The organism is Sinorhizobium sp. B11, from assembly GCA_039725955.1.
GTDB lineage: Bacteria > Pseudomonadota > Alphaproteobacteria > Rhizobiales > Rhizobiaceae > Rhizobium.
On the sequence record CP091033.1, the window covers coordinates 1494793 to 1519528 of the forward strand.

The 24736-nt window shown below is 59.1% G+C and carries 23 protein-coding genes; 8 read left to right on the forward strand and 15 right to left on the reverse strand.

Translation table 11 applies throughout. The annotated features are described in order from the left end of the window. Positions 1-2 precede the first annotated feature (2 nt). The gene (locus tag LVY75_06660) at positions 3-992 is read left to right on the forward strand and encodes an ABC transporter ATP-binding protein (GenBank protein XAZ19823.1); all 990 of its coding nucleotides are present in this window, start codon (positions 3-5) and stop codon (positions 990-992) included. Beyond that, entirely contained in the window at positions 989-1801 is an 813-nt protein-coding gene (locus LVY75_06665) for an ABC transporter ATP-binding protein (protein ID XAZ19824.1), read from the forward strand. The genes LVY75_06660 and LVY75_06665 overlap by 4 nt, the downstream gene beginning before the upstream one ends. 289 nt (positions 1802-2090) lie before the next feature. Here the strand turns inward: LVY75_06665 and LVY75_06670 are convergent, their stop codons facing one another. From LVY75_06670 to LVY75_06690, 5 genes are read right to left on the reverse strand one after another with little or no spacing between them, the layout of a single operon-like run. Further along, on the reverse strand, positions 2091-2705 hold the full coding sequence (locus tag LVY75_06670) for a DJ-1/PfpI family protein (GenBank protein XAZ19825.1): 615 nt from the start codon (positions 2703-2705) through the stop codon (positions 2091-2093). Between the two features lie 59 nt (positions 2706-2764). Continuing rightward, on the reverse strand, positions 2765-3712 hold the full coding sequence (locus LVY75_06675) for a substrate-binding domain-containing protein (protein XAZ19826.1): 948 nt from the start codon (positions 3710-3712) through the stop codon (positions 2765-2767). 53 nt (positions 3713-3765) lie between these two features. Further along, positions 3766-4758 (reverse strand): ABC transporter permease, encoded by a 993-nt coding sequence (locus tag LVY75_06680; GenBank protein ID XAZ19827.1) that lies wholly within the window; start codon positions 4756-4758, stop codon positions 3766-3768. Further along, positions 4755-6317 carry a sugar ABC transporter ATP-binding protein gene (locus LVY75_06685; protein ID XAZ21346.1) on the reverse strand — a complete coding sequence of 521 codons (1563 nt, stop codon included), beginning with the start codon at positions 6315-6317 and terminating at the stop codon, positions 4755-4757. Before LVY75_06685 ends, LVY75_06680 begins: the two co-directional genes overlap by 4 nt. 28 nt (positions 6318-6345) lie before the next feature. After that, a complete protein-coding gene (locus LVY75_06690) occupies positions 6346-7026 on the reverse strand; it encodes a GntR family transcriptional regulator (GenBank protein XAZ21347.1) in 681 nt (226 codons plus the stop codon). A gap of 211 nt (positions 7027-7237) precedes the next feature. Between LVY75_06690 and LVY75_06695 the strand changes: the two genes are divergently transcribed. The 4 genes from LVY75_06695 to LVY75_06710 all read left to right on the forward strand — a co-directional run bounded on the left by LVY75_06695 (position 7238) and on the right by LVY75_06710 (position 12207). Continuing rightward, complete coding sequence (locus LVY75_06695; protein ID XAZ19828.1) at positions 7238-8464, forward strand: iron-containing alcohol dehydrogenase; 1227 nt, start codon at positions 7238-7240, stop codon at positions 8462-8464. Positions 8465-8480: 16 nt separating this feature from the next. Continuing rightward, entirely contained in the window at positions 8481-9968 is a 1488-nt protein-coding gene (locus LVY75_06700) for an NAD-dependent succinate-semialdehyde dehydrogenase (protein XAZ19829.1), read from the forward strand. A gap of 19 nt (positions 9969-9987) precedes the next feature. Then, the gene (locus tag LVY75_06705) at positions 9988-10806 is read left to right on the forward strand and encodes an alpha/beta hydrolase (GenBank protein XAZ19830.1); all 819 of its coding nucleotides are present in this window, start codon (positions 9988-9990) and stop codon (positions 10804-10806) included. Positions 10807-10950: 144 nt separating this feature from the next. Continuing rightward, positions 10951-12207: an arsenic transporter gene (locus tag LVY75_06710; GenBank protein ID XAZ19831.1), complete on the forward strand. Its 1257-nt coding sequence runs from the start codon at positions 10951-10953 to the stop codon at positions 12205-12207. Positions 12208-12614: 407 nt separating this feature from the next. Here the strand turns inward: LVY75_06710 and LVY75_06715 are convergent, their stop codons facing one another. From LVY75_06715 to LVY75_06730, 4 genes are all read right to left on the reverse strand, one after another. Further along, positions 12615-13829 carry a GGDEF domain-containing protein gene (locus LVY75_06715; protein XAZ19832.1) on the reverse strand — a complete coding sequence of 405 codons (1215 nt, stop codon included), beginning with the start codon at positions 13827-13829 and terminating at the stop codon, positions 12615-12617. 102 nt (positions 13830-13931) lie between these two features. Next, positions 13932-14807: an alpha/beta hydrolase gene (locus LVY75_06720; GenBank protein XAZ19833.1), complete on the reverse strand. Its 876-nt coding sequence runs from the start codon at positions 14805-14807 to the stop codon at positions 13932-13934. A 960-nt stretch (positions 14808-15767) separates the two neighbouring features. Further along, positions 15768-16682, reverse strand: a complete 915-nt coding sequence (locus LVY75_06725; protein XAZ19834.1) for an esterase — start codon at positions 16680-16682, stop codon at positions 15768-15770. Positions 16683-16985: 303 nt separating this feature from the next. Then, positions 16986-18776 (reverse strand): ABC transporter ATP-binding protein/permease, encoded by a 1791-nt coding sequence (locus tag LVY75_06730; protein XAZ19835.1) that lies wholly within the window; start codon positions 18774-18776, stop codon positions 16986-16988. 199 nt (positions 18777-18975) lie between these two features. On the opposite strand from LVY75_06730, the gene LVY75_06735 reads away from it, so the two are divergent. Next, positions 18976-19194: a hypothetical protein gene (locus tag LVY75_06735; protein XAZ19836.1), complete on the forward strand. Its 219-nt coding sequence runs from the start codon at positions 18976-18978 to the stop codon at positions 19192-19194. 192 nt (positions 19195-19386) lie between these two features. Continuing rightward, positions 19387-20220: a MipA/OmpV family protein gene (locus LVY75_06740; GenBank protein ID XAZ19837.1), complete on the forward strand. Its 834-nt coding sequence runs from the start codon at positions 19387-19389 to the stop codon at positions 20218-20220. 18 nt (positions 20221-20238) lie between these two features. On the opposite strand, the gene LVY75_06745 is transcribed toward LVY75_06740, so the two are convergent. From LVY75_06745 to LVY75_06770, 6 genes are read right to left on the reverse strand one after another with little or no spacing between them, the layout of a single operon-like run. Further along, a complete protein-coding gene (locus LVY75_06745; GenBank protein XAZ21348.1) occupies positions 20239-20595 on the reverse strand; it encodes an EamA family transporter in 357 nt (118 codons plus the stop codon). 5 nt (positions 20596-20600) lie between these two features. Further along, positions 20601-21704: a GNAT family N-acetyltransferase gene (locus LVY75_06750; GenBank protein ID XAZ21349.1), complete on the reverse strand. Its 1104-nt coding sequence runs from the start codon at positions 21702-21704 to the stop codon at positions 20601-20603. 52 nt (positions 21705-21756) lie between these two features. Continuing rightward, positions 21757-22572 (reverse strand): alpha/beta fold hydrolase, encoded by an 816-nt coding sequence (locus LVY75_06755; GenBank protein XAZ19838.1) that lies wholly within the window; start codon positions 22570-22572, stop codon positions 21757-21759. After that, on the reverse strand, positions 22562-23437 hold the full coding sequence (locus tag LVY75_06760; GenBank protein XAZ19839.1) for a fatty acid desaturase: 876 nt from the start codon (positions 23435-23437) through the stop codon (positions 22562-22564). Before LVY75_06760 ends, LVY75_06755 begins: the two co-directional genes overlap by 11 nt. Beyond that, complete coding sequence (locus tag LVY75_06765) at positions 23434-23784, reverse strand: EamA family transporter (protein ID XAZ19840.1); 351 nt, start codon at positions 23782-23784, stop codon at positions 23434-23436. The genes LVY75_06760 and LVY75_06765 overlap by 4 nt, the downstream gene beginning before the upstream one ends. Beyond that, a complete protein-coding gene (locus tag LVY75_06770) occupies positions 23781-24734 on the reverse strand; it encodes an arginase family protein (protein XAZ19841.1) in 954 nt (317 codons plus the stop codon). Before LVY75_06770 ends, LVY75_06765 begins: the two co-directional genes overlap by 4 nt. Positions 24735-24736 lie beyond the last annotated feature (2 nt).

Genomic DNA, 24736 nt, shown 5'->3' on the forward strand with positions numbered 1-24736 from the left:
CCATGGATGCCCTGGTCGAAGTCCAGAACCTGAAAGCCTATTACCGCGCCTTCCTTTTTGGCGTCGACCGCGAAGTGCGCGCAGTCGACGACATTACCCTTACGATCGGTCGCGGTGAAATCTATGGGGTCGCCGGCGAATCCAGCAGCGGCAAGACGACGCTGATCAAGACGATTGCCGGTGCGATCCGGCCGCCGCTCAAGGTCGTATCGGGCAAGGTCGTCTTCCATTTTGCCGGCGGTACGCAGGACATATACGCCATGACGCCGGACGAACGCATGGCGCTTCGCTGGCTGCATCTGTCCTACATCATGCAGGGCTCAATGAACGTGCTGAACCCGGTTCGGCGCATCCATCACTCCTTCACCGATTTCGCCTTGCGTCACATGAAAGTCGGCAAGAGTGAGTTCTTCGCGAAAGTCGGCTCGCACCTCCAGAGATTGAAACTCGATCCGCATCTGCTCCAGGCCTATCCGCATGAACTCTCCGGGGGCATGCGCCAACGTATGACGATCGCGCTCGCGACGATCCTGACGCCTGAGTTCATCATTGCCGACGAGCCGACAACGGCGCTCGACGTCATCGTACAGCGCGACGTGCTGTCGATGATCCGCGAAATCCAGCATGAAATAGGCTCCTCCTTCTTGTTCGTCACCCATGACATGGGTGTGCATGCGACCGTTTCTGACCGTATCGGCATCGTCTATGCCGGGCGTCTCGTCGAGGAAGCGCCGACCCGCAAGCTCTTTGCGCTGCCGCTGCATCCTTACACGCAGCATCTGGTCGGCAGCCTGCCGCGTATCGGCGATGCGAAGGCCCGGCCTTCACTCGAGGGGCGGCCGCCGAACCTTGCCATGCCGCCTGAAGGCTGTCGGTTCCATCCGCGCTGCCCGAAGCGGATGGAGATCTGTTCGCAAAAGGTGCCGCCGATGGTCACGGTTGAGCCGGATCGGCGAGTGGCGTGCTTTGCGGTTACGGGAGATCAGGCTTGAACGCTCTTCTCACTCTCTCTCATGTCACGAAAATCTACCGTCAGGGCGGCATGCTAGGCCGCCGGCAGATCGTGGCGGTCAAGGATGTCAGCTTCGAGATCGGCAGCGAACCGGAGATTCTCTCCATCGTCGGAGAATCGGGTTCGGGAAAATCGACGATTGCAGCAATGATCCTCGGGCAGACGGCGCCCACGCAAGGCATACTTCATTTTCGTGGGAAAGCGGTGGCCCTGCACGGCAAGGCGGAGCGTCGCGCCTTCATGAGGGAAGTGCAGCCAGTTCTGCAGAACCCCTTCGAAGCCTTCAATCCGCTCAAGCGCGTGGATCGCTACCTCTTCGAGACGGCGAGGAACTTCTCGGCCGGCGCCGGCAAGTCGGATCGCCAACAGATCGAACGATTGGCCGATGAGGCTCTCGGCCATGTGGGGCTCAGTCTTGCGGAAGTGAAGGGCCGGTTTCCGCATGAACTGTCCGGAGGACAGCTACAGCGCGCCGCAATTGCCCGTGCCCTGATCCCGCAGCCGCGTCTGCTCATCGCCGACGAGCCGGTATCGATGGTTGACGCGTCCCTGCGCATGGCAATCGTCAATCTCTTCGATCAATTGAAACGCGAGCTTGGACTTTCGATTGTCTACATCACGCATGATCTCGCCACCGCCTACTATATCAGCGACCGGATTATTATCATGCGCAAGGGCGAGATCGTCGAGCAGGGCGAGGCACGCAAGGTCCTCGACAATCCCCAGCACTCCTACTCGCGTGCATTGAAGGAAGCCGTGCTGAGCGCCGATTTCGCTGAGGCGCCCTAGCGCGCGAGCGGTGACGGAAGAGCCTCACCTGTGGAACCCTGCCTCAGATCGTGAGTGCATTCGCTTGCATTGCTCAAACCATCGATGAGCATCGCAACCCGCCCGCCGAAAATCCTCAGACTTATAATCTAAATTGAAGCGACGTTCGGAAGATTGCGTAGGCCCTCTCGGCGCCGTCGTGATGCCATCTGCGGGCAGGAAGGGACCGCCCTGGAAAGGCAACCCCCGCATTCTGCGAGGATTGCCTGATCATCGAACTAAAAGAACAAGCCGTGCCGTGAGTGCAGGCTCAGGCTGCCTTGGCGATATCGTCGCTGTGACGGATTTCCGTGCCGAGCACTTTCAGGCATTCGCGGATGAATGCCGCAAGTGCGGTCCATCCCTTCGCGGAAACCATGGTACCATCGACATAGGCTTCGGTCGGCGACAGATCGATATAGGTACCGCCTGCAAGCGTGACTTCCGGTTCGCAAGCCCCGAGGGCACCGACCTTCTTGCCGCGAACCACACCGTCGACGGCAATCAGAATCTGGACGCCGTGGCAAATCGTAAAGATCGGCTTCTGCTTCTCGTGAAAATGCCGCACGATTGCCTGAACACGTTTATCGGTGCGGATATATTCGGGGCCGCGACCGCCTGCGCAGTAGACTGCATGATATTGATCGAGCTGCGCCTCGGCCTCCGAGAAGGTCTTGTTGATCGTGAAGAAGTGCCCGAGCTTTTCTGTATATGTCTGATCGCCCTCGAAATCGTGGAGCGAGGTCTTGATCAGGTCGCCCGCCTTCTTGTCGGGGCAGATCACGTGGACCGTATGGCCGACTGCCTCCATCGCCTGCTGATAGACATAGATTTCATATTCCTCGGTGAATTCACCGGTCAGCATCAGTATCTTCTTACCAGGCATGATTTGCTCCTCTTCTTCATGCAATGGGGCGGCTGCGGCCGCCCCCGGTTTCGGTCTCATCAGAACGGAGAGTCGGGGAAATAGTATTCCTTGGCATTCTCCTGCGTGATCAGCGGCGCATCCAGCTTGACAGTGCCTCGCACCGGCGCCTGGCCGACAATATTGGCAACGGTCATGTAGATGGCGGTCTTGATCATGGACGGCGGATAGGGTGTCTCGACTGGCGTCATCGGATCGCCGTCGATAACCTTCTTGACGATGTCCTTCATGCCATTGCCGCCGAGGGCAAGCTTGATGTCCTTGCGACCCGATTCCTTGACAGCCTCGAGCACACCGAGAAGCATGTCGTCATCATTTGCCCAGACAGCATCGATCTGCGGGTATTTGGCAAGATAGTCCTGCATCAGCTTGAAGGCGTCATCACTGTTCCAGTTCGCGTACTGGATGTCCAGAATCTTGAGATCGGTTCCCTTGATGGCATCCTGAAAGCCCTGGATGCGTTCATCGTCGATGACGGTCGGAATGCCGCGCAAGACGACGAGGTTGCCTTTGCCGCCCAGCTTGTCGATCATGAATTTCGCCGTATTGCGGCCAACCGCGATGTTGTCGCCGGCAAGGTAGAGGTCCTGGATGGACTGGTCGTTCAGGCCACGGTCCACGACGGTGATGAAGGTGCCGGCATCCTTGACCGCCTTGACCGGCGTCGTCAGTTCCTCCGACGTATAGGGCAGGATGACCAGTGCATCGAGCTTGCGTCCTGCGGACAGATCTTCAAGCGCGCTCACCTGCGCCGTTGCCGAAGGCGAGGTCTTCACGACGACCTCGACATTCGGAAAAGCGGCATTGACTTCCTTGGCGGCAGCCTGTGCGTGATAGACGATGCCCGCCGTCCAGCCATGGTCGGCTGCCGGGATCGACACGGCGACAACCTTCTTGTCTGCCGAAAGGGCCTGACCGGCGAGCAGCACCGTACTGACGGCCAGGGCCGCAATCCATTTTCTAGACATTCATTCCTCCCAGAATCGGACCACAAACATCAATCCGCGCGGTCCGGACGCGGTTACTTCGAGAATCTTTGAATGAGCATGGCGATGATGATGATGACGCCCTGAACGCCGGCGACGAGATATTCGGATACGAAATCCGAGAGCACCATGAGGTTGGCGATGAGTTCGAGGATGACCGCTCCGGCGACCGTGCCCCAGACGTGGCCCTTGCCGCCCCGCAGGGCAGTTCCGCCGATGACGACCGCAGTGATCACCTGCAATTCCCACAGCACGCCGGTGGTCGGCGTCGCCGCTCCGAGGCGCGGCACATAGCAGATCGCAGCGATCGCAACACATACGCCCTGCATCGCGTAGGCGATCGTGCGCGTCTTGATGATGGAAATTCCTGAGTAGCGGGCCACGTCCTCATTCGCGCCAACGGCAGCGCATTTCCGGCCGTACTTCATCTTGTAGAGGATGAAGGAAGCGATAGCGGCAACGGCAATCGAAATGAGGATCGGAAAGGGAATACCGCCAAAGGTGCCGAAGTAGACAGGCCGATAGGCATCGCGGAGGCTGCGATCGATCGGGATCGTTCCGCCATCCGACATATAGGTGATGAGGGCGCGGAAGATCCCCATAGTACCGAGTGTCGCGATAAAGGGCTCTATCTTTCCGACGGTAACGATGAGCCCGTTCATCAGCCCGCAGATGAGCCCGACGACAAGCGCGATAGCCATGCCGGCGGGTATTGCCAGGACACCCCAGTCGGCAGCCATACTGTTCATGAACATGATGGTTATGCCCGTGATGAATGCGGCCATCGAACCGACCGAAAGATCCAGTCCACCGGATGAGATGACGAAGGTCGCACCGACGGCGATGATCGCGATGAAGGCGCTTCGCGTGATCACATTGCCGAGATTGGTCGCCGAGAGGAAATCCTGGTTGATCGAAAAACCGATCAGCAGCAGCGCGAGAAGCGCAAGGAACGGGCCGACATCCGACCAGCCGATGTTCCATTCCCGCTCCGGCCGAACCGGCGTCGAACCCGTAATCACACTCATTGTCTTCCTCCCTGCTTCGCCGCAACCTTCGTCTCGCTGGTGGCAAGAAGCGCAATCTCATGTTCCGTCATTCTGTCGCCCGTCACCTCTCCCGTGATGCGCCCCTCCCGCATCACAAGAATCCGGTCGCAGATTCCGATCAGTTCCTGCATTTCGGACGAGATGACGATGCACGTCCTGCCTTCTGCGACGAGGCGCTCGATGAAGGCGTAGATCTGGGCCTTGTTCGCGATGTCGATCCCGCGCGTCGGCTCGTCGATGACGACCACCGAAGGGTCGGTGAGAAGCACCTTGGCGAGCAGAAGCTTCTGCTGGTTGCCTCCGGAGAGCTGGCCCGCCTTGACGGCGTAACTCTTCAGCCGGATGTCGTAGGTGTTGACGGCTTCGACGAGCGCGCTCTGCTCACGACGGTGGCGCATCAGAAGACCGGGATGAAATCTGCCGAGGGCGGACAGCGTGAGGTTCGGCGCAAGCCGCTCCTGCAGCAGCAGGCCCTTGCCTTTGCGATCCTCGGTCAGGTAGCCGATGCCGGCATCCATCGCTGCCCGGGGACGCCTGATATCAATCGCCCTGCCCTGCAATTTTACGGTTCCGGTGGCAGGGCGCAGGCCCATGATGCCCTCGAACACTTCGGTGCGGCCGGCACCGATCATGCCGGCGAATCCGAGGACCTCGCCTTTGTGAGCGGTAAACGAGATGTCGCTTGCGAAGCCGGGAACGCCGAGGTCCCGGACTTCCAGCATCGCCTGCAGGGCTGGCTTTACGGTCTTCTCGGGATAAAGCGCGGCGAGATCGCGCCCAACCATCAGCCGCGCCATGTCCATCTGCGTCAGGCTATGACCGGGATATGTGCCGACCATCTTGCCGTCTCTAAGCACCGTCACCTTATCGGCAAGCCGCTGGACTTCATCGAGGCGATGGCTGATGTAGAGTACGGCAGCACCCTGCTCCTTCAGTTGCAGGATGATGGCAAGCAGTCGCTCGACCTCCTCGCCCGTCAGGACTGCAGTCGGTTCGTCGAAAATGACAAGCTTGTAGTCGTCGAGGAGTGCACGCGCGATCTGCACGAGCTGGCGATCCGCAAGCGAAATGTCGCGCACCAAAGCATTTGGCGATACGTGACATCCAAGGTCGTGAAGTTTTTCGACGGCCAGACGCCGCATCGTCCGATCATCGACCAGGCCATGACGCATCAGCTCGCGGCCGAGGAAAAGATTTTCGGCGACAGTCAGGGCGTCCGCAAGCAGGATCTCCTGGTGCACCAGGACAATACCCGCTTCCTGCGCCTGCTCCGGCTTTGAGAATCCGACCTTGCGGCCGCCCATCGACAGCGTTCCTGCAGTGGGCTCGGCGTAACCGGAAAGGAGCCGCATGAATGTCGACTTGCCGGCGCCATTCTCGCCGATGATGGCATGGATCTCGCCGGGCAAGATATCGAGCGTGACTTCCGAGAGTACGGTGACAGGTCCGTACTGCTTCGACATGCCCTCTGCACGAAGGACCGGATGAGAGACGAGGCCGTCTTTCTCGGACACCACGCTCCTCCCCTTCCTCTCCATGGTCATGACGCTCGACATTGCCCGCCTCTCAATCGAAGGCCGGCACGAGCCGGTCCCGTGAATGTTCGAGATGGGTTCTCATTGCCTTCTCGGCAGCCGATGGGTCACCCGCCGCAAATGCAGAGAGAAGCGCCTCGTGCTCGTCCAACGCCTCTTCGGTGACGCGGGAATGGAACATCAGTCGAAAGATGTGAAAATGCGTGTGCTGGTGGCTGAGAGTTTGGCGAATGAGCTCGTTGCCGGCAAATTCCATGATCCTGTCATGGAAAACGGCGTCCTGCCGCGCGAAAGTGGAATAGCGCAGCCGTTCGTCAGCTCCCTCCCGGCGTCCCATGACGCCGGCCGCCTCCCTGAGGATAGCGAGCTTTTCATCGTCCATTGCCTTTGCCGCCCTCGCAGCACCGTCGGGCTCGAGAAGCAACCGCAAGTGATAGAGCTCATCGAAGCGACGATGAGTAATCTGCGGAGCAGCGCTGTAACCGATAAGATGCGTCTTGACGACGAGCCCCTCTCCCTCGAGGCGGCCGAGCGCTTCGCGGATCGGGGTCTGGGAAACATTGAATTCCTTGACCAGATTATCGACGGTGATGCGCGCACCCGGAGCAATCTTAAGAGACATGAGCTGCGCAAAAATCACCTCGTAGACGCTGTCCGCGAGACTGTTGCTGCGCTGTATGAAACCACTCGGATCAGGCGTGGCATTGAGCATCATCGTATTCCGGCCCTGTATTTCTTTTGCCTCTTGACAGGAACAATCGCTAACACGATGCTCGGCGATATGCAATCCCATATCCTATAGGATTTTATATCGGAGGTTTCATGAGGGTCATTTGGATAAGCGCGAAGGAAATCGCGCGCCAATTTTACGACACTTCCTCAAGGTCTTTCTTCATTCCCCAACTGGTGAAAGGGCCAGTACAATGACCCTCTTTGCGGCTATCCGGCTCCCGAAAGAAATCCTGTTCGGCAAGGGCCAACGTTTTGCACTGCCCTCGGTTGCCAAAAAACTTGGTCAAAGGGCGCTGATCTGCACGGATGAGCGCTTCGCAGGGACTTCCATTTTCGCCGAGCTTGTGGCCGCGCTGAACGCGGCATCGATCGAGACACTGGTCCATGACCGGGTCCTACCGGATGTGCCGCGCGACACCGTTGCGCTATGTGTCGAGGAGGCGCGGAGCTTCGAGCCCGACATGGTGATAGGGATAGGCGGGGGAAGCTGCCTCGACATGGCAAAATGCGCCGCCCTGCTTTTGAGCCATGGCGGAAGCCTTGCGGACTACTATGGCGAGTTCAAGGTTCCCGGTCCGACAATCCCGATCATCGCTGTGCCGACCACGGCGGGTACCGGCTCAGAGGTGACGCCGGTTGCCGTCATCTCCGACCCGGATCGGACGCTGAAAGTCGGCATATCGAGCCCTTATCTCATCGCCGCAGCCGCTATCTGCGATCCGGAACTGACAATGTCCTGCCCGCCGGGTCTGACCGCCGTCGCGGGCGCGGACGCGTTGACCCATGCGATCGAGGCATTCACGGCCGCCCGACGCGGCGCCGACCCCTTGTTGCCACAAAACCATGTCTTCATCGGTAAGAGTGAACTTACCGACTATTTCGCGCTCCTCGCCATCAAGCTCCTGGGACGCAGTCTGGAAAAGGCCTGCAAGGAGGGATCGAACGAAGATGCGCGCGCCGACGTAATGATGGGTTCGCTTGCTGCCGGCTGCGCATTCGGCACGGCCGGTACCGCAGCGGCGCATGCCATCCAGTATCCCGCAGGCGCATTGACCCATACGGCCCACGGGCTTGGCGTCGCAACGGTGATGCCCTACGTCATGAACTACAACCGCTCCGCCTCGATGACCGAAATGGCTGAGATCGGGCGAGCGCTCGGTCTGGATTCAACGAGCAGGACGACGCAGGAAATGGCGGAGGCGGCCATTGAGGAGATCCGCAGGCTCTTTCAAGCCATCGGCATCACACCGACACTCGCCGATCTCGGGCTTTCCGCCGACAAGCTCGACTGGACTGCCGAACAGGCACTCAGCATCGACAGATTGATCAAGAACAACCCGAGGCCTTTCGACATCGACGCCATGAAGCGTCTCGTTCGTGCAGCCTATGACGGCGATCTTGCCGCCTCTGCCCTCTAAACATTCGAGGACCAAAATGACTATTGCCCAGCAAATGCCACAGGCCGACCGCCACTTGCCAGACATAGAGGCCACGGCCCGCGGCCTCTATGTCGACGGGAACTGGCGGCAATCGAAAAGCGGGCGCAAGATCGATGTGACCGACCCCTCGACCGGGGCGCTTCTTGCGGCTGTTGCGGACGCCACCGTCGAGGATGCACAGGCGAGCATAGAGGCCGCATCCCGGGCTGCGCCCGGCTGGCGGTCGACGCCGCCGCGCAAGCGCTCGGAGATTTTGCGACGCTGTTTCGAACTGATGATCGAGCGTTCCGAAATGCTTGCCACCTTGATCTCCCTGGAGAACGGCAAGGCGCTGCGCGACGCCCGCGGCGAGGTCGCCTATGCCGCCGAGTTCTTCCGCTGGAATGCGGAAGAGGCCGTCCGTATTACGGGAGAATTCGGCATCGCTCCGTCGGGCGCCAACCGCATCATTGTCGATTACCAGCCGATCGGCATCTGCCTGCTGATCACGCCATGGAATTTCCCGGCTGCAATGGCGACGCGAAAGATCGCTCCGGCCCTCGCCGCTGGCTGCACCGTCATTCTGAAGCCGGCAAGCGAGACGCCGCTGACGGCCTATGCGCTGGCCTCGATCTATGAGGAGGCCGGCGTACCGGCAGGCGTCGTCAACGTTCTGACGACGAGCACTCCAGCCCCGTTCAGCGCTGCCATTCTCGCGGATCCGCGCGTCAGAAAACTTTCGTTTACGGGCTCGACAGGCGTTGGCCGCCTGCTTCTCGCCGAAGCGGCCAAGCATGTCGTCTCATGTTCCATGGAACTCGGCGGCAATGCTCCGTTCATCGTTTTTGATGACGCCGATCTGGAGGCGGCCCTCGACGGCGCGATGGTTGCCAAGATGCGCAATGCGGGCGAAGCCTGCACCGCAGCAAACCGTCTCTATGTCCAGTCGGGAATCTACCAGTCTTTCGCAGAGGGGCTGGCCAAAAGGATGTCTGCTCTCAACGTCGGTGCGGGCGTCGATGCCCTCACCGAATGCGGGCCGATGATCACGACGAAAGCCGTGGAGAAGATCGACCGCCTCGTCGTTGATGCGAAAGCAAAGGGCGCCCGCGTCACCTGCGGCGGCGAGCCCTCCGCCGGGCCGGGTTACTTCTACCCGCCCACAGTTCTCGTCGACATGCCTGACGGTGTCGAGATGGCGCATGAGGAAATCTTCGGACCGGTTGCGCCTCTTTACAGGTTCGAGACCGAGGACGAGGTGATAGGGCGCGCCAACGACACCGAATACGGTCTTGCCGCTTACGTCTTCACACGCGACCTGGCACGGGGATTGCGCGTTTCCTCCGCTCTGGAATCAGGCATGATCGCGCTCAACCGGGGCCTGGTTTCCGATCCGGCAGCACCGTTCGGCGGCGTCAAGCAGAGCGGTCTCGGCCGTGAGGGCGGGCAGCATCACGGCATCGCCGAATTCATGGAAGCCAAGTATATCGCTGCGAGTTTCTGACGGCTGAGAGGAAGAATATTTGGAAACCGATCCGTTCCGCATACGGGGACATGTGCCGGAATTCGACGCCATCGTGTCGGAGATCAAGGCAAGGAGTGCTTCGACGCGTGCAAGGCTGCGTATGCGGGAAATCGCTTACGGAGAAGGCGGGAGTGAAACCGTGGACGTCTTCTACCCCGACGGTATAAGCGACCGACGACCGGTGCACATGTTCATCCACGGCGGCTACTGGCGGATGTTTTCCAAGCGCGACTACTCCTATGTCGCCGACACCATTACCGGCACAGGGGCAATCGCGATCATTGTCGATTATGCCCTCATGCCGCATGTCAGGATGGAGGCGCTCGTCGATCAGGTTCGGCGAGCCAAGCAATGGGTATTCCAACACATCGCGAGCCACGGCGGCGACGCCTCGCGCTTCACGGTCAGCGGTCATTCCGCCGGTGCGCATCTTGCGAGCTTCCTGCTTCATCGACAGGAGGCTTTCTCGGGCGTGTCGGCAGCCCTCCTGCTGGGGGGCCTTTACGACCTGAAGCCCCTGCAATCATCATTTCTGCGCTCGGAAATCGCCATTACCGACAGAGAGGTTGCCGACCTTTCGCCGATGCTGCACTCCTTTGACCAGGGCTGTCGCGCCATTATCGCGGTCGGCGCTGAAGAAACGCCGCCGTTTCATCAGCAGGCGGACGCCTTTTCATTGCGCCTGCGACAGCAAGGGCTGTCGGTCACCAGCGAAAGGCTCGAAGGCTCCAATCACATGAGCAGCGTTCGCGATCTCGGCTTCCCGGATACGGCAATCGGTCGGATCCTCAGTCAAATGATTGCCTCTGTCGGGTGACGTCCAAACGTCGAACTCCAACTGCAGCAGGCCATCTTGCTCGACGTTTGCCATTGGCTTACGCAAAGGACCGCCGAGATAATTCTCTTGCGCCTGCCGTCTCGGCTGATAAAAGCCGGCCCGTCAACTGAAAACAGCGACTGAATGACAGAACACGCCATTACCTGGAGCATTGCCGGTCTGACCGCCATGGGCGTGGTCGTTCGTCCGTTTCGATGGCCGGAAGCGGTATGGGCCATGTTCGGTGCCTTGCTGCTCTTTGCCTTTCGCCTGATCGGACCACAGGACGTCATCACGGGCGTCTTAAAAGGCAGCGACGTATATCTTTTTCTGATCGGCATGATGCTGCTGTCGGAACTCGCCCGCCGGGAAGGGCTGTTCGACTGGATTGCAGCGATCGCCACAACGCACTCCCGTGGCTCCTCCCGACGCCTGTTCGTGCTTGTCTATCTGGTCGGCATTGTCGTGACGGTCTTTCTCTCAAATGATGCGACGGCCGTCGTCCTTACCCCAGCCGTCTGCGCGGCCTGCCGGGCGGCCCGCGTCCGGGACCCGATGCCCTATCTGCTGATATGCGCCTTCATTGCCAATGCCGCGAGCTTTGTCCTTCCCATCTCCAATCCTGCCAATCTGGTGATCTTTGCGGGTGGCGAAATGCCGCCCCTGGCGCGTTGGTTGTCGACATTCATGCTTCCATCGATCGTTTCGATCGTTGTTACATTCGGCTGCCTTTACTGGACTCAGCGCCAGGCGCTTGCCCAGGACAGCGTTGCTGAAAACGTGCCGCGGCCGACCCTTTCCGCGAGCGCTCGGCTGGCCGGGTGGGGAATTGTCCTGACGGCCGTCATTCTTATCGTGGCATCAGCTATGCACATCGATTTGGGTATGCTGACTTTTCTCGCCGGCACGATTACCACCGTGCTGGTGCTGGCACTGACCCGGCAAAGCCCGATCGAGACCTTCAAGGGCGTAAGCTGGAGCGTCCTGCCTCTGGTCGCAGGCCTGTTCGTCGTCGTGGAGGCGCTGGATCGTACCGGTCTGACAACCATGCTCTCCGATCAATTGGCCCTACTCGCGGCAGCGTCGGAAACACAGGCGGCCGGCATTGCAGGCGTGGTTGTTGCGGTTGTCTGCAACCTCGTCAACAATCTCCCGGCAGGCCTGGTTGCGGGAAGCGCGGTCCAGGCGGCGCATGTCTCAGACAAGATTGCCGGAGCGGTGCTAATCGCAGTCGATCTCGGTCCTAACCTTTCCGTGACAGGATCGCTGGCAACAATATTGTGGTTGACCGTCCTTCGCCGCGAAGGACTGCACGTCAGTGCGTGGCAGTTTCTCAAGCTCGGAACTGTCGTCATGTTTCCAGCACTGATCTTGTCCTTGCTGTCGCTCGTTCTTTTCTGAGACTGCCAGCCGACGGCGCCATCTTCTTTCAAACTAGGCGCCGGAGCTTCTGCCCAAAGACGATACGCGCCTCAAGACGTTGCAGCTGCCGGATCGGCTTCTGGCTCACACCGGTCCCGAAGCATCGCCCCCTCAATCGGAGCAACGACAACAATATCCTTTCGCGCATCTGTGCGCGCAACCGAATAGCCGGAGAGGCCGCGGCGCTTGGCGAGCATTGGCGTCTCCGGGATAGCCGCGCGACCGCAGGGCTGTCAGGCGCACATTGTTATCGCTGACGACATAATCGTCTCGATGCATCGAATGCCCGATCCCCATTCGGCTTGCTTGAAACGCGAGCTTATATCCAGTGATAGACGAGGATATGGGAGCGGGGCTGATTGAGCCGGCTTGACTGACAATTGCAGTTAGGCGGCAAGCTCCCCTGGACGGGGATGCCCGGGTTCGGTCGAATGCTGGTCTGCGGCTGTTGCCGCGCTTGAAGAACATTCTTCCATGCTTGCCGGATCTGGATATATCTCGACCCTGTCACGGCCGCCTCGCTTCGCGAGGTAGAGCGCCTGGTCTGCTCGATCCCGCAGTTTCTGTGCATCGCAATCGCCTCTCCAGATGGCGACGCCTGCGCTCACAGTCGGCACTATCGTTTCCGCACCGGAGGCAAATGCCAAGCCGTTGACCGCAATGCGGATTTGATCCGCCTCTGCAGCGGCGGCATCTTCGGTTTGACCGCGCAGAAACAGCGCGAATTCCTCGCCGCCAAGGCGGCCGAACGTGACGTTGCGTCCAGCGGTATTGGCGATGGCTTGCGCTACGCCGACGAGAACCACATCCCCCGTCTCATGCCCGTAGCGATCGTTGATGCTCTTGAAGTGGTCGATGTCTATCATGATGAAGGCGTCACCGTCCCTGAGCTCGCTCGGAAGGGATGCAAGGAAGTGCTGCCGGTTTGGGATTCCCGTCAACGCGTCGGTGTTCGCCAGACGTCTGAGCTGAGTTTCTGCGCGTTCCTGCACCAGGACAACCACGAAAAGCGCAACGGAGAAATGGCAAATGATAAGCATGAAAAACGCATAGCGGGGTTCGACCGGCCCATACTGCGGAAAGATCATTCCGACAGTGACCAGCGTCGAAAAGCCCATGGCAGCGGCGAGTGACGCAAGCAGACCCAATCTCGCCGGCAGCCGGTCGAGGAAGAAATCCCGCAAGATGACAACACAGGAGATGCCAAGGAAAGCCGCAGTGTTCGCATTGAATATTGCGGCGCGCGTTTGGTTATCCGCATACCAATGCATAAAACCAACAACGACGGACAAGATGAGGGCGAAACCCACCAGAAGGCAATCCGAACGCTTTCGCCCGCGACGGCTCAACTGGATCAGTCCCGTCGTCATCAACGCATAACCTGTGACACCAATGGAAAAACTTGCCAGCGTCCAGATCTCATATGGCAGTACGCCTTGTTCTCCGACCCCGGCAAGCGTGGATGCAACGGCAAGAAGGCCGTCGCCGATCGCCAGAAAATCGAGACCTGGCTCTCTGGAGCGCCACCTGACGTAGAAACAGCAGATGGCGCCGACTATAAACGAGCACTTGTGAAGAAGAAGAACTGTAGCAAGATCCATCGTCAAACCGAAAAACAACCGGGATGCCGATGTCTATAATTTCCGAGAGCTACTTTTGAATGAATCTTCTCGCGCTGACAGAGCAGATCAGGCAGAACTTCATCACGGGATCAGCCTGTGAGCTTCAGAAAATGCGAGGACGGCGTTCAAGAATTCTTCCGGCTGTTCCAAGTGCGCGAAATGACCGCTTTGGGCGAAGTGCACCAGCTCCGAATTCGAGCAGCTGTCATCTAGGGTTCTTGCCCATTTCGGACCGCATATGAAATCGTGCGCTCCGACCAGAACAAGCGCCGGTACGGAAAGGTCCTGAAGTCTTGAGCGGACGTCAAACGGCTCATTGTTGCCGATGAGAATTGTCGCCTTTATTCGCAAGCGGAATACTCCGAGATCAAGCTTCTCGTGGACATCGTCGGCAAAATAGGCGGGAAGCAGGTCGCGCATGATCTCGGTATAGTCTTCGTCGCTCGACATTTTCGGAACCGACTGCCACGCTCTCAGTACCGCCCGCCCCTCCACCTGGTGGCGATCAGCAAAACTCCGAACACCGTCTGCCGCCGCCACCATGAAATCACTCCCTGTCACGGCCGACGAGGAATACAGGATCATCGCCGATACGCGATCCGGGTGCTCGATCGTATATTGCTGGATGACGAAGCCTCCGTGGGAATGACCAAGAAGCACGACGTTTGAAAGGTCGAGTGTTTCGAGGAACCTGCCAAGCTGTTTGGCGAAGCGTTCGACGGTATAGCCATGGGGGTGCTCCGCCAACCGGCCGGAGCCACCGGTGCCGATCGGCTCAAGGTAGACCATGGTAAAATGGTGCTCCAAAAAACCCATGCGAAGATATTGCCAGTGGATCCCTGGCCCGCCAGGGTGAACGACCATCACCGGCCCCTGGCCCGCGACATGAAAGCTTTGCTGAATTCCGTCGATATCGACGACATGATGTCCGGGATTGAGGCTATTTCGCATTGACATCGATTGGACCTTATATCGCTTGAAAAGCACGGCCGTCGTTGCACCGCGCCAGAGAAATGGATTGAGTTCGGAGAGCCGTGGACGGACACATTGGTGTCACCGCGAACCTGTAAGGGATGCCGCACGCTTCGAGGCGCACGACACACTTGTCCTAGACTCCGCCGATCGCCGTTGCCGCAGCATTACAGGAAGAACGCTGCGGCAAGGTTTGAGTTGGAGTGCCAAGCACGGTGGACTGCTGGTTTTGGTTCGTGCCAGTCATCGGCTGGTCAGAAGGACCTTACGTTTCGCATCGACTAGTAGCATACCTCGGTCCTGAACGGACGCCCGGGGTGCTCGGCGTCCCATTGCCAATAGCAGCGATCATAGTCGTCGTTGCTACCCAGGAAGAACGGCCCGCGATCCCTGAAGCGGTCGTGGGCGAAAAACGCACCGCGGTTTCCTTCCCTGTCGAAATGGCCCATACCGAATCCCCCCATGTGCTCCGCTCCCATGTGCTCCCCTCCCATGTGCCCCCCTCCCTCGTGGCCTCCGCCTCCGTGGCCTCCGCCTCCACCGTGAGCAAATGCGGGCGTTGCGATGGAGCCAACTGCGAGGGTCAGGGAGATAAGACCTGTTAAGGCGATTTTGCGAAATACAGACATGGTGGTGTTCCTAAAAAGGCGGCTCTGTGTAGCCACTAACCATATGTGTTCATCGAAATTGGCGAACGCCTGCCACAATTCAGGGATCTTGCTCACATCTTGTCACATGTTCTCACCACGACCCGTGGCACCCGTGATCGCCGGTTGCGCCGGAGCGAGGCATTGAGACGACAGCCTTCACCGGGCAAGCCAAATGCCTGATGATCCCGGTCAGCAGAGACACGCTGATCCGTGGGGCAGGAAGAAAACCTATTTCTTAAAGCCCCGTCCCTCATTGGTCCGCAACGGCATCCAGAAGCGAGAATTGCGCCTGTCTTCAGCGCGCGAATGCCTCGAAGGGATTGATTTCGGTGAGTTGGCGGATCGCATCCTGGCTTGCGCCCGCGATTGTGAGCGCTGGCAGCAGGTTCTCGACAAGGTGCGTATAAGGTCGCGGGATTCCACCACCGGGCTGCGCGGGATCATACCAGCCGAGATCGTGGCTTATGAGCAGGTGCTCGCCCAGCTCGGTTTCAAGGGCGCGCATTATCATTGCTACCAGTTCTTGGTCTGGAGCCCTTCCCACATGATCGTATTCAATCCACGCACCGCGCTCCACCAGTGCCCGGTGAAGCCCGAAGTCTTTTTCCTCCTGGGTGTGAATGGATATGAAGCGCTCCGCTGCGCAGCCCTCTGACTGAAGAATGTCCAACTGATCCATCACAACGCGTCCCCGGATCGTATGCGAGCCGATGACCGCATTGGTCCGCGCGGACGCTCTTGCCGCTGCGCGCAGGATACGGGCTTCGAGCGGCGTAATCCCGTCGTCGCCAGCGCTGAGCTTGATCCATCCCGCCAGTACACCGGTATCCTCCATCCCCTCGGTGAGCTCGCTTACCATCCACTGTTCGAGATCACTCTCACTAGCCTCGGCTATCCAGGCGGGTATCCATGGTTCCCGATAGTTGCCGGTCGGGACGACGATCGGGAAGTCGGCTGCCTTCGACACAGCAAGATCAATGTCAGCACGTCTTCCGACGCCACCCGTCGTGCACTCGACGAGCAGCGTAACGCCTTGTCTTTTGATCGCCTCAATCTGTGGGACCATAAGTGCCACAACTTCGGCTATCTCCGCCTCGCCATAGCCGGGCTGGTCAGGTGTTCTAAGATCGACGAACACATGCTCGTGCGGGAGAATCATCCCGAGTTCTTCGCGACGCTTTGGTCCCAGAGTCGTGTAAATCTGCTTCATCGTTGACGGCTCCCCTCCCCCAATTGGTAGAACGACAGAACTTTGAATGCATCGGATCTATCCGGTCCACAGAAATAGTTGGGTCAATTGCCCTCAGGACATCGGGCGACATCGTGCAGCACCATCGGCGCTTAGGCACGGAATAGCCGCTGGATCGCGTCTTGAGCCTGCAATCTCCCTTGTATTTGCACAGGCGTGCTTCTGTGCGATCTTGTCTCTTGCCGGGTGGACCACCCGGCAAGAGAGCTTCCTGAGACAAGAGTGGATTGGCGGCACCGATTGCGCCGCCAACTGTGTTTTCCGTCAGGCCACCAGACCCTTGGTCAACTCCAGCGCCTGCCGTTCGAATAACCGGCGATAGATGCCCTCGTTGAGCCGGATCAGTGCCTGGTGGTCGCCCTCTTCGACAATCTTGCCTTTGTCGAAGACCAGCAGCCGGTCCAGCGCCCGCACGGTGGACAGCCGATGTGCGATGACCAGCGTCGTGCGGCCGTCCATCAGGCGCTCCATGGCCTGCTGGATCTGTACCTCGCTCTCGCTGTCGAGGCTCGACGTCGCCTCGTCCAGGATCAGCACCGGCGCATCAGCCAGGAAGGCCCGGGCGATGGCAACACGCTGCCGCTCCCCCCCCGATAGCTTGACACCACGTTCCCCCACCATCGTCTCATAGCCCTTGGGAAGGCCGATGATGAAGTCGTGCGCGTTGGCCTGTTTCGCCGCCTGCTCGATTTCACGCCGCGATGCGTTCGGGCGACTATAAGCGATGTTTTCCGCCAACGTGCGGTGGAACAGGATGGGCTCCTGTTGCACGATGGCGATCTGGCCGCGCAGGCTCGCCTGCCTGACCTCAGCGATATCCTGCCCGTCGATGCGGATCGAACCGGATTTCACGTCATGGAGGCGCTGGATGAGCTTGACGAATGTCGTCTTGCCCGAGCCCGAATGCCCCACCAGTCCCACACGCTCGCCCGGCTTGATGGTGACCGAAAAGTCCTCATAAAGCGGATTGGGATGAGCGCCATATTGGAAGGTGACGCGATCGAAGACGATCTCGCCTCTGCCAATCTCGATCGGCACGGCATGCGGCTTGTCCTCGATGCCGAGCGGCATCTTGTCGAGCAGCACCAGTTCTTCCATGTCGTTGACGGCCCGTTGCAGATTGCGGATGTCCTGGCCGACATTTCGCAGATATCCCTGCAGGACGAAGAACATCGCCAGCACGAAGGTGATGTCGCCGGGCGTCGCCAATCCCCGCTGCCACATGACCAGGCCCGTTCCCAAAATGCCCGCCTGCATGAAAACCATCATGAAGCCCTGGATCGTGCCGCTCGATGTGCCGCGCTTCCATGTCCGCCGCGTGCGGCTGTCCCATTTGGCCAGCACATGACCCAGGCGCGTCTCTTCACGGCTCTCGGCGCCGAATGCCTTGACCACCGAGTTGCAACTGATGGCATCCGCCAGCGCGCCGCCCAGCTTGGTATCCCAGGCGTTGGCAAGCCTTGCAGCAGGCGAGACAAAACCCATGGAAAGCGCCACAGTCACACCGATATAGATGACCGACCCGACAATCACGATAAGGCCCATGACCGGCCAGTAGCTTCCGAGAACGATACTGGCACCGGCAAGCATGACGATGGACGGCAACAGGGCTACCAGCAGCAGGTCATTGAGCGAGTCGAGCGCCCACATCCCGCGGGTAATCTTGCGCACCGTCGAGCCGGCGAAGCTGTTGGCGTGCCAGTCGGTCGAGAACCGCTGCACCTTGTGGAAGCCGTTATTGACGACATCCGCCATGATGCGCAGCGTCAGCCGGATAATGCCATTGAAGATGAACCAGCGCAGGGCCACGCTCGTCAGGCCCAGAGCCACGACGACAACAAAGGCGCGCAGGGCGCGATCAGCCTCATTGCCGGCTGCAATGGCATCGACGATCTGGCCGGAAAACACCGGCACCATGACTTCAGCAAGCGTGCTTGATATCACCAGCACTATGATAATGCCGACCAATGCCGGCCGATGGCTCCAATGATGAAAGACAAAGCCGAGCACGTGGCGATACGCGTCGGCGCGGAAATCGAGCTTCTTGCGAGTCATTTTAACCAGCCCGGCCCGTGTTTCGGCAACCGGTTCCTCAAAATCGAGAGTTCGATGGCACAGCCCGAGCGGGAGACGAAATGATCCCGTCAGATCAATCGGGCTATGGAGAAAGAGAAAACCGCATGTCGCGAGCGCTCAAGGCGGACCGCGAATGGATATGACCTAGTGTCGGGACATTCCACGCGGGAAGGTTTGGATGAATACTGGTGTCATGCAATGCCTCCCTATGTTCGATCTGAAGCGGTTAGCGTCTTGTAGCGAACCAATTCGCCGTTGCCAACCGGCTTTTTACAACCTTGTAGAAAGTGATGCGAAAACGACACAATTCAGCGACCTGCAACCTGCATTTGGTCATGCTGACATCAAGTTTCCCGCCTTTTGCGAGGTCAATAAAGAATATTTCTCCGCTGGTTGATGAACCCGCAAAGCCAAACCGATCTATCCTCAGCATGGCACGTGCTGTTGCACTGATGACACGGGAGTTGCATTGTGAACGCGAACCCACCCTCCCATCGAACAGTCAACCTTGACTAGCCCCGCATTGCCGGCCATTTTCAATGACGTAATGGCGCCTTGGGGGCGATGCTTTACCCGGAGATCAATCTCGTTGAGAACGAAAGCCAAGAGGCTTACGCTTTTTTTTGCGGCCTTGGGCGTGCTGTCAACCGCGTCACTGGCGACTGCCGCTGACAGGAAAGACGCATCCAACCAGTCCGATTCCGGCACCTGGATCGTGACTTTGGGCGCGAGCGTCGAGTATGGCCCCAAATTTCCGGGCTCGAAGCATGATAGCTTCAGCGCATTGCCCTCTTTCGACATCAGGCGCTTCGACGAGCCGGACGAAAATAGCGCGCCGGACGACAATATCGATTATGGCCTTATCGATCTCGGACGCTTCGAAGCGGGTCCGGTGGTCGGCATTCGCGACAGCCGTTCGCAATCCGATGATAGCCGCTTGAAAGGCATCCACTCGGTGGATTGGGACATCGATGCCGGTGTTTTTGCACAATATTGGGCGATCCCCAATCAGCTTCGATTCCGCTCCGAAATCCGGCAGGCCATATCGAACGGCAGCGGTCTCGTCATCGATATCGGCGCCGATTGGTTCCAGCGGCTCGGTGACAGATGGCTGCTCTCTGCAGGCCCCCGCGCCTCGTTCGGCAACGGCGCCTATATGCGAGAGTATTTCGGTATTTCGTCAAGTGAAGCATTGCAGAATGGCTCTCTATCCTCCTTCGATGCCAAGGGCGGCTTGAAGTCGGTAGGCTTCACGGTCTCCGCCGCCTATGATGTGACCCCGACCATAACGCTGCAGATTTATGATCGCTTCGATCGCCTCACGGGAGATGCTGCCGACAGCCCGATCACATCGAAGCTCGGCAGCGAGAATCAGAATGTAATCGGCATCTCCCTCGCCAAGGCGTTCAGCGTCAGCTTCTGAAATCCGCAGTTCAACCGCTCAGCCGGCAGGTCTCGACGCTGTTGCGATCAGCCAGACGCCGGCCAGGATCAGAAGGCTGCCTGCGAGCCGAAGCAGCGGCAATGGCTCGTCGAAGACGATCCAGGCAACGCCCATGATGAGGACATAGCTGATGGCCGAGAGCGGGAAGGCCTTGCTGAGATCGAGCTCGGAGAGAACGGTCATCCAGATGGCAAAGCAGACAATCTCAGCGACAATCGCCGCCAGGAACCAGTGTGACGACAAAATGTCGATCAGCCAGGTTCCGCCGGCTCTGTCTGCATCGATAGCGCTCTGCTTCAGCAATATCTGTTGCGCCATGTTCAGGAGCGGCACCATCAGCCAGATCGGCCGCAACGCTCTCACGCCGTCACCTCACCGCCATCATCGGCCGCAAACAGCGGCGACATCATTTTGAGAGCGAATTGCAGCAGTGGATTGGAATGGCGAAAATACATCGCATTTGCCGTCAAGCGGCTTCCGAGCCGAACCTTGTTGCGATAGTAGGCCTGCCCGCTCTGATAGCGGCCAATCCCGTGATTGAGACAGTATTCGAGATTGGTGCACCAACTGAGATAATAGAGGTTGTGGGACCTGCCCTTCTGACCATCCATGCAGAAGAATTTGTCGATCAACCTGTCCTTGTCATGGATCAGCAAATTGGCAGCAAGCAGTTCGTCCCCCACAAAATACATCGCGCAGAAGGACCGCCCCGGCATGCCTTTCAGCACACCATCAAAATAGGCCGGCGTCAGTTCTTCGAACTGTAATCCGCTCCGCTCGCGCGTCTCGCGATAGAGCTGCATAACGCGCGGCAGGAGATCATCGAAATCCTTGCGATACTCGATCCGTACCTCCTGCCGGCTCCGCAGTTTCCGCCGCATATCCTTGCGGGTCGCCGAGGACAGTGCGGCGAAATAGGCGTCGATCGTGTCGAATCCGATGTCCAGACATGCCGTCGGCAGTCCACCAATCTCGGCGTACCCTCTTGCCGCCAGGACCGGCTCCAGGCCTGACGGGATAGGGTGGGGCAGATCCTTAAGCGCTGTAAGCGAGCAGCCTTCCATGCGCGCATGCGCCTCGAAAGCGTCGAGGAGTTCGGCAAAGAGCTTTGGCCGGCGGGCTTGCGCGATATCAGGATGAAAGCCGATGGAGGCAGTCTCCGTGCAGGGCGAGCCAAGGCAAGCAAGACGGAGCGTCAGGAACCCGCTGAAGATGCGGCGGATGCCTTCCACCGTTCTGCGGAAGCGGCCAGCTTCCAGGGTCGTCTCAAGGGCGTAGCGGCAAAGGAATGCCGGCATGGCGGCGACAATCTCGTCGCCTTCGCGCATGATCGCGTAGCGCCACTCGAAACCGTCGATACCGGCTTCCTCGACCGCAAGCAAATAGTCGTAAGTCTCGATCTCCCCAGGGAAGCAGGCGTCCCAGGCACCGCGGTCGAGCATGCGAATGCTCGGGACGATCATCGCAACTGCCGCTGTCGGATCGCTTGAGACCTGTGTTTCAGGTGACCGCACTTTAAGCGCTTGCTGCTGCATATTCTGCCTCGAAGAATTCCGCCGTCATGTCAGCCACCCGTCTGTGCTGCCGGTCGAGATGGATCATGTGATAGCTGTCGTCGAGCCAGCGCAATTCCCGGCGGCCGCCGATGTGCGATGCGATATACAGGGCGTGCGAGGGGCCACTGAGATCGTCTTCGCGCGAATGGAGGATCAAGGTCGGTGTCTTGATCTCGGGAAGCCGGGCTTTGAGCGTCCGGCCAAGCTCATGCATTTCGATCAGGCCACGCCCCGGAAAGGTTTCAAGCATACCCTCGCCCGTCATGCCGGCCACCATGCGGCGCATGCGCTCGTCCTTGATGCCGAGGGACGTCGTCTCCCGAAAATTCAGCCGGTCGATGAATGGGATAAGCGAGATCCAGCGAATGTGCGGCGAAAACAGCGAATAATAGCGGGGCACGTCCCATCCATCGTAGTGGAAGCAGGGCGAATAGACAGCGACGGCGCGGATCGACAGGGGATTACGATCGGCTGCCATCATCGCCAGCTTGCCGCCAACGCATATTCCGGCGGCAAAGACCGTGTCGCTGCGTTCGCTGAGCCAGCCAGCCGCGGCTTCGACGCTGTCGAGCCAGTCCTCCCAGCGCGAGCGGCGTAGCGTCGCTTCGTTTTCGCCGTGGCCGGCCAGCAGGGGAGCATAGACGCTGAAGCCGCGGCGATGGAATTGCCTTGCCACAAGCCGCATTTCTGCCGGCGCTCCCGTCAGCCCATGAACAAGGATGACGCCCTTGCCGTTCGTGCCCTCGAGAAAGAAGGAGAGACTGTCAGCCGACATGCGGGAATTCTCCCTGCTGGCGGTTCTCCTTCGCCATGAAACCCAGCGCGTGGCAGGTGCTGATCACATGCGTGCCTGCCGCATCCTGCTCCTGCTTGATCTGCTCATGAAAGGTACTGAGCTTCGTCCAGTGCATCTTAGGGCGGTAGTGATGCTCGGCGTGATAGCCGTTACCGAACCAGAGCCAGTTATAGAAGCCGTTATGGCTGCTGACGCCCCAGGCGATTGGAACATCGGGGTCGCCGTTCAGATGCTCATAGTAGCCGTTGAGCGAGGACAGGCAGTTCCCCAAATAATAAAACGGCAGGAAAAAGAACGTCGCTCTCCAGTCATAGACAAGAGCGAGGAAGACGAAGGCGAAGAACGATACGAGTTCAATGCGCGCCCATCTCGCATCGAACGGCCTTTTCTTCGCAATCGCCCGATGGATGTCGCCGAGATCATCGCGGAAGAAGCTGAGAAACGTGTAGGAGAAGACGTTTTCCGGCTCGCCGTTCTTGCCGTGCTTGTAGATCGACAGGAGGTCGACCGTCTCGCCGTTTTCATTGGGACGGTCGCTGTTGCCGGAATGATGGCGCATATGCACCCAGTGATAATAGACCTGCGAAAAGCCGATCGTTACGGATTCGAGCAGGCTGAATGCATAGTTCATCCACTTCGGCTTGAAATAGGGCGTGTGGATGAAGTTGTGCGAGATGCTGTTGATGTTCCACGATATCGACACGGCATAGACTGCGCCGAGCACAGCCGACAGCCAGAGTGGCCGGCTTGAGAAGCCGGCAATCAGATAGATGTTGAATGCCAGATGCGCTGTCGCGGCAAGCACCGGCATGACATCCCATTTCGTGTGCGCGAAGATTTTCATAGTCCCGTCGCTCCGACACAGACCACGCCGGCCGTCACCAGGACGATGCCGAGAGCGTGGCGAAGGTTGATGGTTTCCTTGAAGATAACGGCGCCTGCAAAAGCGATCGCCGCATAGCTCAGCGCCATCAGTGGAAAGGCCACCGACAACGCCACCTGTTCCAGCACGCGTGTCCACATCACCAGTTCGACCGCCCAGAACACGATCCCGAGCCAGATGACCGGTTTCTGCAGGGTTTCGAGCAGCGCGCTTGCAGCGCCGTGCTTGAAGCACAACTCACGGCCGGTTTCGGCAAGAACGCAAAAGGCAATGATGGCGAACGTCCATGCTGTCAGTCCCGTCGTCATGCCATAAGCTCCGACAGGACTTCGAGCAGCGCGTGGTTTGCCGCACTGTTGATGTTCCGGGCAGCCTTCATATCATGATGACGGAAGGGCTGGTCGATCAGCACCTCTGCCTTCTTGATCGTCCGCGTGTAGAGATCGCCGCCGTAATACGGCGTCGAATAATCGCCGGTCACGTCCGCTCCGATGAGATGGTACCGTTCACCGATTTCGCTGAGCAGCCAAAGGACATAGGGTAGCCGCATACGGCCCTGATCCCAATTGGTCACGGCATCGGCGTCGGAGAGAGCGTCCTTGTCGATCGTGACGTAGACCGCTTCGGTTTGGATGCGGCCGAGAAGCCGGTCGAGGAAATTGCTCTCGCCGAGTTCCGATATCGATTGCCAGTGCAGAGCTCCGTCGATCTGGCTGAAACTCGGGCCGGAACCGTAATGCGATTTCACTTTGCTCGGCGGATGCTTATAGGGATAAAGTTCAAGGCGGCCGTCGGCTAGCGGCACCAGATTGGCGCCCTTGCGCTCCGGTGACCTGAGGTCGTGGCTGCAAACGCCGAGCGTTATCACCTTTTTGACCAGGGGCTGTTCGAGCGCCTTGTTGACCCACGAACCGCAATGCATGCCGGGATCGAAATGCACCCAATCGGGGTGATTGTCGATATGGATGACGGTGACGGCTTTGCGGCTATTCTCGAGGGCCTGCGACAGAAGAAGAGCCGTCACATGATGGAAGTCGCCCGATCCCATGAAACAAAGGCGGGCGCCTTCACCGGTTGAGGGCCGGGCCTTCGCCAGGTTGCGCCAGACGGTATCAAGGTCCGGCCGGCGCCCCCACAGCCTGATGGCGCGGCCGCTATCCTTGTCGTCGACTTCGTGCGCCCCGGCCATCTGGCAGGAATGCACGAAGTCTGGCTGCAACTCCAACGCATCATCGAGATGGAGAAGGAGGAGCTGCAAGG